General features: G+C 71.3%; 4 protein-coding genes, 1 tRNA gene and 1 rRNA gene. 5 read left to right on the top strand and 1 reads right to left on the bottom strand.

Translation table 11 applies throughout. From position 1 onward, the window contains the following. Positions 1-93: ribosomal RNA gene (gene rrf, locus ACGFXC_RS28655) — 5S ribosomal RNA — on the top strand; the annotation flags it as partial. A gap of 5 nt (positions 94-98) precedes the next feature. Continuing rightward, a tRNA-Thr gene (locus ACGFXC_RS28650) sits at positions 99-174 on the top strand. Between the two features lie 128 nt (positions 175-302). On the opposite strand, the gene ACGFXC_RS28645 is transcribed toward ACGFXC_RS28650, so the two are convergent. Then, on the bottom strand, positions 303-2864 hold the full coding sequence (locus ACGFXC_RS28645) for a SpoIIE family protein phosphatase (RefSeq protein ID WP_393717520.1): 2562 nt from the start codon (positions 2862-2864) through the stop codon (positions 303-305). Between the two features lie 191 nt (positions 2865-3055). Here ACGFXC_RS28645 and ACGFXC_RS28640 point away from each other — a divergent pair, with 191 nt between their 5' ends. From ACGFXC_RS28640 to ACGFXC_RS28630, 3 genes are all read left to right on the top strand, one after another. Beyond that, entirely contained in the window at positions 3056-8548 is a 5493-nt protein-coding gene (locus ACGFXC_RS28640; RefSeq protein ID WP_393717509.1) for a HAMP domain-containing protein, read from the top strand. A 235-nt stretch (positions 8549-8783) separates the two neighbouring features. Then, entirely contained in the window at positions 8784-9464 is a 681-nt protein-coding gene (locus tag ACGFXC_RS28635; protein ID WP_351827714.1) for a response regulator, read from the top strand. Between the two features lie 154 nt (positions 9465-9618). Beyond that, the gene (locus ACGFXC_RS28630; RefSeq protein ID WP_393717508.1) at positions 9619-12441 is read left to right on the top strand and encodes a DNA translocase FtsK; all 2823 of its coding nucleotides are present in this window, start codon (positions 9619-9621) and stop codon (positions 12439-12441) included. Positions 12442-12617: the final 176 nt, after the last annotated feature.

Here is a 12617-nt window from a genome sequence, read left to right as displayed (position 1 = left end):
CGCCCGGTTTACATTCCGAACCCGGAAGCTAAGCCTTTCAGCGCCGATGGTACTGCAGGGGGGACCCTGTGGGAGAGTAGGACGCCGCCGAACAACCCGCCCTTTTAGCTCAGTCGGTAGAGCGTCTCCATGGTAAGGAGAAGGTCAACGGTTCGATTCCGTTAAAGGGCTCCAAGGGAAAAGGCCCCCGCCAATTGGCGGGGGCCTTTTTTGCGTTCTGGGTCGGAAACGGTTCCCTCTTCCCCTGCCCTCGGCCCCGGCCCCTGCCGTGGCCGGAGCCGAGGGCAGGGGCCCGAGTGGGGTCAGTCGCCCTCGCGCTGCTGGGGGACGCGGAAGGCCAGGATCGCCATGTCGTCCGAGGCGGGCTCCGCGGCGAAGCGTTCCACCGCGCGCAGGATGCGGGAGGCGACCGCGCCGGCCGTAAGGCCGGTGCAGGTGGTGAGGACCTCGGCGAGGCCGTCGTCGCCGAGCATGCGCGCACCCTCGCGGCGTTCCGTGACGCCGTCCGTGACGCAGAGGAGGACGTCGCCCGGTTCCAGGGTCAGGGTCTGCTCGTAGAGGTCGAGGTCCTCGATCACGCCGAGCAGGGGCTGCGGTTCCGCGGCCGGGCTGACGTGGCCGTCGGGGCGCAGGCGCAGGGGCAGCGGGTGGCCGGCGCAGACGACCTTCATCAGGGCGCCGCCGTCCGGCCTGGGGTGCAGCTCTCCGTACAGAAGGGTGAGGAAGCGGCTGCGGGCGCCCTCGTCGAGGATGGCCGCGTTCAGGCGTTCCAGCACCGCGGGGGCGCTGAGGCCCTCGCGGGCGAGCAGGCGCAGGGCGTGGCGGGCCAGGCCGGTGACGGCGGCCGCCTCGGGGCCCGTACCGCAGACGTCGCCGATGGCGAAGCCGTACACGCCCTCGCGGATCGGGAAGACGTCGTAGAAGTCGCCGCCCACCTCGTTGCCCTCGCCGGCCGCGCGGTAGATGACCTCGACCTCCATGCCGGGGACGGCGGGGGAGCCGGGCGGCAGCAGGCTGCGCTGGAGGGAGCGGCTGATCGCGGTGCGCTCGGAGTAGAGGCGGGCGTTGTCGAGGGCCAGGGCGGCCCGGCGCGAGAGGTCGTCGGCGAGTTCGAGGATCTCCTGGCGGAAGTGCTCCTCGCGGGGTTTGCCGAGGGTGAGCATGCCGATGACCCGGTTGCGGGCGAGGAGAGGCAGTACGACGGTCTCGCCGCCGACCGCGACGGTGGCCTCGGCCCAGGGGCGGGCGCCCGCCTCGCGGACCGGTTCGGGCGCGCTCACCCGGGAGAGCAGGGCCTTGAGGCCGTCGATGCGTTCCTCGTCCTCGTGCAGGACGTAGGCGAGGAAGGGGTCGGAGGCCTGGTCGGCGATGGTGTAGACGGCGCACCAGGTGGCCAGGGTGGGGACGGTCATCTGGGCCATGAGGGCCAGGGTCTGGTCCCGGTCGAGGGTGCCGGCGAGCAGGTCGGAGGCTTCGACGAGGAAGGAGAGGGAGCCGCGGCGCAGCCGTTCCAGCTCGCCGAGGCGGGCGGATTCGACGGCGAGGGCGATGCGGTCGGCGGCGAACTGGAGGCGCAGGGCCTCTTCGTTGGAGTAGCGGTCGGGTGCCTCGGTGGCGACGCCGAGGGAGCCGGTGAGGCGGCCTTCGACCTTGAGGGGGACCGTGACCACGGAGCGCATGCCGGTGGCCTCCAGGAGCGGGACGGCTCCGGGGACGGCGGCGAGGTCGTCGTGGACGGCGGGCATGCGGGCGGACCCGTAGCGGCTCGTGCCGGCCTCGACGGGCACGCGGGCGAAGCGCTGGCGGGTGGAGGGCAGGCCGGTGGTCGCGCGGACCTCCAGCTCGGTCTCGTCGTCGGTGGCCAGCAGGAGGAAGGCGGCGTCCGCGTCGAGCATGTCGCGGGCCCGTTCGACGGTGCGCTGGAGCAGGCCCTCCAGGTCGTCGGGGGCGGGGGAGCCGATGAACAGCTCGAAGGGGTCGGCGGCGCGCGGCTCGGTGAGCTGGCCGCCGTCGGAGGAGGGGGCCCGGGTGGGGGTCTGGAGCAGGGCGCGCTCGTCGTCGTGGACGAGGAGGCAGACGATGGAGGGCTCGCCGTGGGCATCGCGGACGCGCAGGTGGGAGGCGTAGACGGGGATGACCCGGCCGTCGGCTCCGCGGATGCCGTAGCTGCCCTCCCAGCGCGACAGGCGCAGGGCTTCGACGACGCCGGTGCCCGTTCCGGGGGTCTGCGGCCAGGCGGCGAGTTCGGCGAGCGGTCGGCCGAGGGCCTTCTCGGCGGGGTAGCCGAAGATGTGCTCGGCGTCGTCGTTCCAGGCGGAGACGGAATCGGCGGAGTCGACCTGGAGGACGGCCACCCGGACCCGGCTGTCGGCGAGCGGCAGCAGCTGGTCGGGGACGACGGGGCCCGCGGAGCGGGTACCGACCGGCCGGTCCGGCAGGTCGAGGCGGAACCAGACGTGCTTGTGGGTGGCGGTGTACTCGACGCCCCAGCGGGTGGCGAGGGCGGCGCACAGCATGAGGCCGCGGCCGCTCTCGCGGTCGGGGTCGGCGTAGGGGCGCTCACCGGGGTGCTGGAGCGGGAGTTCGCGTTCGGGGTACCGGTCGCCGACTTCGACGCGTACGCCGTCCTCGGTGCGCAGGCACAGGACTTCGGCCCGGGTTCCGGCATGGACCACGGCGTTGGTGACGAGCTCGCTGGTGAGCACCACCGCGTCGTCGACGATGTCCGCGAAGCCCCAGCCCTGCAGGGTGTCGCGGACGAACGCGCGGGCGGCGGCGACCGAGCGCCCTTGAGGGTCGAAACTGGCAGCCGCCCGTGCCGTGATCACAAGTCTCCTTCGACGCGGTGGGACATCGGTAGCCAGGTTACTTACCTTCGCGGTCGCGAGGTGGCCGTCGCCCGGGATTCCACCCGCGGGGTGCGGCCGGTGTGCGATGGTGCCGGAGTGTTATGGCCTGGTTGGGCCGGGGTGAAACACTGGGCAGTCTTGGAGAGCCGGTCTTGGATAGTCGGATGTCCGGTGGAACAGCGGTCGACCCTTTCGGGAGGGACACGGTGGAGTCTGGCGCAGCGGTGCGGCGTACGGGAGCGCGCCCGAAGGGCGGACGGTCCCGGCGGGGCGGCACGACGGAAGTCGATACCGCCGCGCTGAACCGGCTGCTCACGGCCCTGGTGTCGATGCGGGACGGTAACTTCCGCAAGCGGCTGACGGTGTCCGGCGAGGGCGTGATGGCGGAGATCGCCGCCGTCTACAACGAGGTCGCCGACCGGAACCTGCACTTGACCGGGGAGCTGTCGCGGGTCCGGCGGACGGTGGGGCGCGAGGGCAAGCTGAGCGAACGGCTGGAAACGGGTGCCTGTGAGGGTTCCTGGGCGGCGGCGATCGACGCCTCGAACCAGCTGGTCGACGATCTCGCCCGGCCGGTGTCCGAGGTGGGCCGGGTGCTGTCGGCGGTGGCCGAGGGTGATCTCGACCAGCGGATGGACCTGCGGACGCAGTCCCCGGAGGGGGTCGGGCATCCGCTGCGCGGGGAGTTCCTGAAGGTCGGCCGGACGGTCAACAACCTGGTCGACCAGCTGTCGGCGTTCACCGACGAGGTGACGCGGGTGGCGCTGGAGGTGGGTACCGAGGGCAAGCTCGGCGGTCAGGCCCAGGTGCGCGGGATGTCGGGTTCCTGGAAGGACCTGACCGACTCCGTCAACACGATGGCGTACCGGCTCACCGCCCAGGTGCGTGACATCGCTCTCGTCACGACCGCGGTGGCCAAGGGCGATCTGTCGCGCAAGGTCACGGTGCACGTGGCCGGCGAGATGCTCCAGCTGAAGAACACCGTGAACACGATGGTGGACCAGCTGTCCTCCTTCTCCTCCGAGGTGACCCGGGTCGCCCGTGAGGTGGGTACGGAGGGCGAGCTGGGCGGCCAGGCGAAGGTGCCCGGGGTCGCGGGCGTGTGGAAGGACCTGACCGACTCCGTCAACACGATGGCGGGGAACCTCACCGCCCAGGTGCGCGGCATCGCGCAGGTGACGACGGCGGTCGCGAACGGCGATCTGTCGCAGAAGGTGCGGGTCAGCGCGCGCGGCGAGGTCGCGCAGCTGGCCGAAACGATCAACCAGATGACCGAGACGCTGCGGACGTTCGCGGACGAGGTCACGCGCGTGGCGAGCGAGGTCGGGGCCAAGGGGACGCTGGGCGGTCAGGCGCAGGTGCCGGGCGCGGCCGGGACGTGGAAGGACCTCACCGATTCGGTGAACACGGTCTTCCGCAACCTCACCACGCAGGTGCGGGACATCGCGACCGTGACGACGGCGGTGGCCAACGGGGACCTGTCGCAGAAGGTCACGGTGGACGTGGCCGGCGAGATGCTGGAGCTGAAGAACACCGTCAACACGATGGTGGACCAGCTCCAGTCCTTCGGTGCCGAAGTGACGCGTGTGGCCCGTGAGGTCGGCGTGGAGGGTGAGCTCGGCGGTCAGGCGCAGGTGCCGGGGGCGGCCGGGACGTGGAAGGACCTCACCGATTCGGTGAACACCGCCTTCCGCAACCTCACCGGACAGGTCCGCAACATCGCCCAGGTGACGACGGCGGTGGCGAACGGCGATCTGTCGCAGAAGGTCACCGTGGACGTCTCCGGCGAGATGCTCCAGCTGAAGAACACCGTGAACACGATGGTGGACCAGCTGTCCTCCTTCGCCGACCAGGTCACGCGGATGGCCCGGGACGTGGGTACGGAGGGGCGGCTCGGCGGTCAGGCGCGCGTGGAGGGGGTGTCCGGCACCTGGAAGGAGCTGACCGACTCGGTCAACTTCATGGCCGGGAACCTGACCTCGCAGGTGCGCCAGATCGCCCAGGTGACCACGGCGGTGGCGCGGGGCGACCTGTCGCAGAAGATCGACGTGGACGCGCGGGGCGAGATCCTGGAGCTGAAGAACACCATCAACACGATGGTGGACCAGCTGTCGGCCTTCGCCGAGCAGGTGACCCGGGTGGCCCGGGACGTGGGTACGGAGGGCCGGCTCGGCGGTCAGGCGCAGGTGCCGGGCGTGGCCGGCGTGTGGCGCGACCTGACGGATTCGGTGAACGGCATGGCCGGGAACCTGACCTCGCAGGTGCGCAACATCGCGCAGGTCGCCACGGCGGTGGCGCGCGGTGACCTGTCGCAGAAGATCGACGTGGACGCGCGGGGCGAGATCCTGGAGCTGAAGAACACCCTCAACACGATGGTGGACCAGCTCTCGAACTTCGCCGAGCAGGTGACCCGGGTGGCCCGCGAGGTGGGCACCGAGGGCATCCTGGGCGGCCAGGCGGAGGTGAAGGGCGTCTCCGGCACCTGGAAGGACCTCACCCAGTCCGTCAACTTCATGGCGAACAACCTGACCTCGCAGGTGCGCAACATCGCCGAGGTGACCACGGCGGTCGCCATGGGCGACCTGTCGAAGAAGATCACGGTCGACGCGAAGGGGGAGATCCTCGAACTCGTCACCACCGTGAACACGATGGTCGACCAGCTGTCTTCGTTCGCCGAGCAGGTGACGCGGGTCGCGCGCGAGGTGGGTACGGAGGGCATCCTGGGCGGTCAGGCCCGGGTGCGCGGGGTGACCGGCATCTGGAAGGACCTCAGCGACAACGTCAACACCATGGCCGGGAACCTGACGGCCCAGGTGCGCGGGATCGCGCAGGTCTCGGCGGCGGTGGCCAACGGCGACCTGACGAAGAAGGTCACCGTCGAGGCGCGCGGAGAGGTCGCGCAGCTCGCGGACACCGTGAACACGATGGTCAAGACCCTGTCCTCGTTCGCGGACGAGGTCACGCGCGTGGCCCGCGAGGTGGGTACGGAGGGCCGCCTGGGCGGCCAGGCGCACGTCCCCGGGGTCTCCGGTACGTGGAAGGACCTCACCGACTCGGTGAACTTCATGGCCTCCAACCTCACCGGTCAGGTGCGGCAGATCGCCATGGTCACGACCGCCATCGCCAAGGGCGACATGACCAAGAAGATCGACATCGACGCGCGGGGCGAGATCCTGGAGCTGAAGACCACCATCAACACGATGGTCGACCAGCTGTCCTCCTTCGCGGACCAGGTGACCCGGGTGGCCCGCGAGGTGGGTACCGAGGGCATCCTCGGCGGTCAGGCCCGGGTGCGGGACGTGGACGGCACCTGGCGTGACCTGACGGAGTCCGTGAACGAGATGGCCGGCAACCTCACCCGGCAGGTGCGCGCGATCGCGGCCGTGGCCACCGCGGTGACCCGCGGCGACCTGAGCCTGAAGGTCGACGTGGACGCGGCGGGGGAGATCCAGGTCCTCCAGGACAACATCAACACGATGATCGTGAACCTGCGCGACACCACCCTGGCCAACAAGGAACAGGACTGGCTCAAGGGCAACCTGGCCCGGATCTCGGCCCTGATGCAGGGCCGCCGGGAGCTGGACGACGTGGCCTCGCTGATCATGAGCGAGCTGACTCCGGTGGTCTCCGCGCAGCACGGGGCCTTCTTCCTGGTGCTGCCCACCGGGGGCGGGACCGACATCGGGACGGACGGGTCCGGGGAGGGCTCGTACGAGCTGCGGATGCGCGGGAGTTACGCGTACGCGGGCGGTCAGATGCCCATCGCGTTCCGGCCGGGGGAGGGGCTGATCGGGACGGTCGCCGAGGAGAAGCGGACGATCCTGGTGGAGAACACCCCGCCCGGCTACCTGAAGATCTCCTCGGGACTGGGGGAGGCGCCGCCCGCGCACGTGATCGTGCTGCCGGTGCTGTTCGAGGGGAAGGTCCTCGGGGTGATCGAGCTGGCGGCCTTCCAGCCGTTCACGCAGATCCAGAAGGACTTCCTGAGCCAGATCGCCGAGATGATCGGTACGAGCGTCAACACGATCTCCGTCAACTCCAAGACGGAGGTGCTCCTCAAGCAGTCGCAGGAGATGACGGAGCAGCTGCGGGAGCGCTCCGACGAGCTGGAGAACCGGCAGAAGGCCCTGCAGGCCGCGAACGCGGAGCTGGAGGAGAAGGCCGAGCTGCTGGCCCAGCAGAACCGGGACATCGAGGTGAAGAACACCGAGATCGAGGAGGCCCGGCAGGTCCTGGAGGAGCGGGCCGAGCAGCTCGCCGTATCGATGCGGTACAAGAGCGAGTTCCTCGCGAACATGTCGCACGAGCTGCGCACCCCGCTGAACTCGCTGCTGATCCTGGCGAAGCTGCTCGCCGACAACGCGGACGAGAACCTCTCGCCCAAGCAGGTGGAGTTCGCCGAGACCATCCACGGTGCGGGTTCGGACCTGCTCCAGCTGATCAACGACATCCTCGACCTGTCGAAGGTCGAGGCGGGCAAGATGGACGTCTCGCCGACCCGGATCGCGCTGGTCCAGCTCGTGGACTACGTCGAGGCCACCTTCCGGCCGCTGACCGCGGAGAAGGGCCTGGACTTCTCGGTACGGGTCTCCCCGGAGCTTCCCGCCACCCTGCACACCGACGAGCAGCGGCTGTTGCAGGTGCTGCGCAACCTGCTGTCGAACGCGGTGAAGTTCACCGACAACGGGGCGGTGGAGCTCGTGATCCGGCCCGCCGGCGGTGACGTGCCGACGGCGATCCGGGAGCAGCTGCTGGAGGCCGGTTCGCTGCGCGAGGCGGACGCCGACCTGATCGCCTTCTCGGTGACGGACACGGGTATCGGGATCGCGGCGAGCAAGATGCTGGTGATCTTCGAGGCGTTCAAGCAGGCCGACGGCACGACCAGCCGCAAGTACGGGGGCACCGGCCTCGGCCTGTCCATCAGCCGGGAGATCGCCCGCCTGCTGGGCGGGGAGATCCACGCGGCCAGTGAGCCCGGGCGGGGTTCGACCTTCACGCTGTACCTGCCGCTGCACCCCAGCGAGCTGCCGCCGCAGGGGTACGCGCCGCCCACGCCCGGCGGGGCGCGCGGGGAGTACCGCAGGCCGGCCGAGGAGGCGGCGCCGCAGGCGCAGCCGGCGGCCCCCGCGCCGTTGGCGCCGGCGCCGGTGCGCCAGGCGCTGCCGACGGCCGAGCCGGCCGCCGGGGGCGGCTCGGCGCTGTTCCGCCGCCGGCGCAAGCAGCTGAGCGACGCGGCGCCGCGCGCCGAGGTGCCGGGGCAGCCCTACGGGGAGGCCTGGGAGCTGGACGAGCCGGTCGCGGCGGCGGCGCGGACGTACGACTTCCACGGGGAGCGGGTGCTGATCGTGGACGACGACGTGCGCAACGTGTTCGCGCTGACGAGCGTGCTGGAGCAGCACGGGCTGGCGGTGCTCTACGCCGAGAACGGGCGGGAGGGCATCGAGGTGCTGGAGCAGCACGACGACGTGGCGGTGGTGCTGATGGACATCATGATGCCGGAGATGGACGGGTACGCGACGACCTCGGCGATCCGGCGGATGCCGCAGTTCGCGGGGCTGCCGATCATCGCGCTGACGGCGAAGGCGATGAAGGGGGACCGGGAGAAGGCCATCGACTCCGGGGCTTCCGATTACGTCACCAAGCCGGTCGAGCCCGACTACCTCCTGTCGGTCATGGAGCAGCACATGCGCGGTGACTGATCGGATGCGGTGCGGTGGGCGGAGGGCAGGAGGGGAACCTTCTGCCCTCCCCTCACGTTTCCGCTTCGTGCACAGTGACATCTTGGTGACAGGGTGTGGCGATCTCGGGACTGGGGCTACGATGACCGGCACAAGGACGGACGGCGCAAGGATGCCGTCCTCTGGGGCGGGGCCCGGCGCACCTGCCGGAGCCAGGAGCCGGGGAGGCCCCATGCCGGGGCGAGGAGGACAGGGCATGGTGCAGAAGGCCAAGATCCTCCTGGTCGACGACCGGCCGGAGAATCTGCTGGCGCTGGAGGCCATCCTCTCCGCGCTCGATCAGACACTGGTCCGGGCGTCGTCGGGGGAGGAAGCGCTCAAGGCGCTGCTCACGGACGATTTCGCGGTCATCCTGCTGGATGTGCAGATGCCGGGCATGGACGGATTCGAAACGGCCGCGCACATCAAGCGGCGCGAACGGACCCGGGACATTCCGATCATCTTCCTCACCGCGATCAATCACGGTCCGCACCACACGTTCCGCGGGTACGCGGCGGGCGCGGTGGACTACATCTCGAAGCCGTTCGACCCTTGGGTGCTGCGCGCCAAGGTCTCGGTGTTCGTCGAGCTCTACACGAAGAACTGCCAACTGCGCGAACAGGCGGCGCTGCTGCGGCTCCAGCTGGAGGGCGGCGGTTCCAACGGCGACGGCAGCAAGGAGACCGCCGGTCTGCTGGCGGAGCTCTCGGCGCGGCTCGCCGCGGTCGAGGAGCAGGCCGAGGCCCTGACCAAGCAGCTCGGCGAGGACTCCGCCGACGCCGCTGTGGTGGCCACCGCCGCGCACCTGGAGCGCAAGCTGACCGGGCTGCGGCGGGCCCTGGACGCCCTGGAGCCGGGAACCGGCGGGGGCGCGGCGATGCTGCCCGCCCAGGGCTGAGCCCTCCCGTACGGCGAAGACGCCCGCCTCCGGCTCCGGCTGGGCGGGCGTCAGGTCTGCCGGGGCGTCAAAGCGCGTACGGACGGGGCGACACGAACGGGTGAAGGGGTGGGCACGCGTGTCCACCGGCGTGCGCACCGGTAACCTCGGCCCCATGGCCTCAAGTACGTCCGGCAAGGGTTCCCAGAGCACCGCGGGCACCGCGAAGGGCCGCACCGGCCGTACGACGGCGCCGGCCAAGAAGGCGGCGCCCGCGCGCAAGCCGCCCGCGAAGAAGGCCGCGGCGGCCCGCCGCGCGCCCGTCAAGAAGGCTGCCGCCAAACCGGCGCCGTCGCCCAGCGGGGGCGTGCTGCGGCTGGTGCGCGCCTGCTGGCTCGGTCTCGCGCACGCCATCGGCGCTGTCCTGCGCGGGCTCGGCCGGGGCGCGAAGAACCTCGACCCCGCGCACCGCAAGGACGGGCTGGCGCTGTTGCTGCTGGCCCTGGCGCTGATCGTCGCCGCGGGAACCTGGTCGAACCTGAGCGGGCCGGTCGGCGACCTGGTGACGATGCTGGTCACCGGCGCGTTCGGGCGCCTGGACCTGCTCGTGCCGGTCCTGCTCGGCGTCATGGCCGTGCGGTTCATCCGCCACCCCGAGCAGACCGATGCCAACGGGCGGATCGGGATCGGCCTCTCCGCGCTGGTCATCGGTGTCCTCGGGCTGGTCCACATCGCCTGCGGGGCGCCCGGCCGTGACGAGGGCACCACCGCGATGCAGAACGCGGGCGGGCTCGTCGGCTGGGGCGCCTCCAAGCCGCTGATCTTCACGATGGGCGCGCCGCTGGCCGTGCCCATGCTGGTGCTGCTGACGGTGTTCGGGCTGCTGGTGGTCACCGCGACCCCCGTCAACGCGATCCCGCAGCGGCTGCGCCGGCTCGGGATCCGGCTCGGGATCATCGCGCCGAACGAGTACGACGAGCGGTACGCCGAGCAGGAGGGCGCCGCCCGGCAGGACCGCCACGACGCCGAGCAGTGGCGGGCCCGCTCCGCCGCCGCGGGGGATCCCGCCGACGAGGCCGAGGAGGCCGCGCTGGCCCGCCGGCGCCGGCCGCGCCGCGGCGCCGTGCGGGGCGGGGAGCAGGGGATGGACGCCGTCGACGTGGCGGCCGCGGCCGCCGCCGCGCTGGACGGCGTGGTGTACGGGGGGCTGCCCCCGTCGCCGCTGGTCGCCGACCTGACCCAGGGGATCTCCGGGGACCGCGACGCGGTGGAGGTCACCGCTCCGGTGCCGCCCGCCCGGGCGGGCCGGCCCGGCTCCCCCGCTGCCCCCGCCGCCCCCGTCGCCCCGGCCGCGCCGACGGCCCCCGTCCCCGCCGCGGACCCGGACGCCGCGGCGCGGGACGACGCGCCGCACGAGCGGACCGCCGCGGTCTCCGGGACGCTGTCGGTGCCGGACCTGACGAAGGCCCCGCGCGAGGCCCAGCCGCTGCCGCCGCGCGCCGAGCAGCTCCAGCTGCGCGGCGACATCACGTACGCCCTGCCCTCGCTGGACCTGCTGGAGAAGGGCGGCCCCGGCAAGACCCGCAGCGCCGCCAACGACGCGGTCGTCGCCTCGCTGACGAACGTCTTCACCGAGTTCAAGGTCGACGCCCAGGTCACCGGCTTCACCCGGGGCCCGACGGTCACCCGCTACGAGGTGACGCTCGGCGCCGCGGTGAAGGTCGAGCGGATCACGGCGCTGGCGAAGAACATCGCCTACGCCGTGGCCTCCCCGGACGTGCGGATCATCAGCCCGATCCCGGGGAAGTCCGCGGTCGGCATCGAGATCCCCAACACCGACCGCGAGATGGTCAACCTCGGTGACGTGCTGCGCCTGGCGGACGCCGCCGAGGACGACCACCCGATGCTGGTGGCGCTCGGCAAGGACGTGGAGGGCGGCTACGTCATGGCCAACCTCGCGAAGATGCCGCACGTGCTGGTCGCGGGCGCCACCGGCTCCGGCAAGTCCTCCTGCATCAACTGCCTGATCACCTCGGTGATGGTGCGGGCCACGCCGGAGGACGTCCGGATGGTCCTCGTCGACCCGAAGCGGGTGGAACTGACCGCCTACGAGGGCATCCCGCACCTGATCACGCCGATCATCACCAACCCCAAGCGGGCCGCCGAGGCCCTGCAGTGGGTGGTGCGCGAGATGGACCTGCGCTACGACGACCTGGCCGCCTTCGGCTACCGCCACATCGACGACTTCAACCAGGCGATCCGGGACGGCAAGATCAAGCTGCCGCCGGGCAGCGAGCGGGAGCTGAGCCCGTATCCGTACCTGCTGGTGATCGTCGACGAGCTCGCGGACCTGATGATGGTGGCCCCGCGCGACGTCGAGGACTCGATCGTGCGCATCACCCAGCTGGCCCGCGCGGCCGGCATCCACCTGGTGCTCGCCACGCAGCGGCCCTCGGTGGACGTGGTCACCGGTCTGATCAAGGCGAACGTCCCCTCGCGGCTCGCGTTCGCCACCTCCTCGCTCGCCGACAGCCGGGTCATCCTGGACCAGCCGGGCGCCGAGAAGCTGATCGGGAAGGGTGACGGGCTGTTCCTGCCGATGGGGGCGAACAAGCCGGTCCGCCTCCAGGGCGCCTTCGTCACCGAGGACGAGATCGCCGGGATCGTGCAGCACTGCAAGGACCAGATGGCGCCCGTCTTCCGGGACGACGTGACGGTCGGGCAGAAGCAGAAGAAGGAGATCGACGAGGAGATCGGCGACGACCTGGACCTGCTGTGCCAGGCGGCGGAGCTGGTGGTCTCCACCCAGTTCGGTTCGACGTCGATGCTCCAGCGCAAGCTGCGGGTGGGTTTCGCCAAGGCGGGCCGGCTCATGGACCTGATGGAGTCCCGGGGCGTGGTCGGCCCGAGCGAGGGGTCGAAGGCGCGCGATGTCCTGATCAAACCGGACGAACTGGACGGGGTCCTCGCCGTGATCCGGGGGGAGGACGCCCCCTGACGGGCGGCCGTCCGGCTCACTCGACCGCATGGGATCGCAGGGCAACCGTTTCCCCCGGGCGTGCGTCAAGTTGAGGGAGACAGCGGTGGGTGTTTCCCGAAGCCATTCGGATGGCGTAGGGAGGGCACCCTCCGGTTGCCCCACCCTTTCGTCACCCCCCTAGACTGGGAAGCCAG

Source organism: Streptomyces sp. NPDC048507 (assembly GCF_043199995.1).
In the GTDB taxonomy this organism is placed as follows: domain Bacteria; phylum Actinomycetota; class Actinomycetes; order Streptomycetales; family Streptomycetaceae; genus Streptomyces.
The sequence above is the reverse complement of the archived record's forward strand: the minus strand, read 5'-3'. Positions and strand labels throughout refer to the sequence as shown.

Excerpts from the sequence above, each read along its gene's own strand:
- ACGFXC_RS28635 (WP_351827714.1), top strand. The coding sequence starts at position 8,784 with ATGGTGCAGAAGGCCAAGATCCTCCTGGTCGACGACCGGCCGGAGAAT.
- ACGFXC_RS28630 (WP_393717508.1), top strand. The coding sequence starts at position 9,619 with ATGGCCTCAAGTACGTCCGGCAAGGGTTCCCAGAGCACCGCGGGCACC.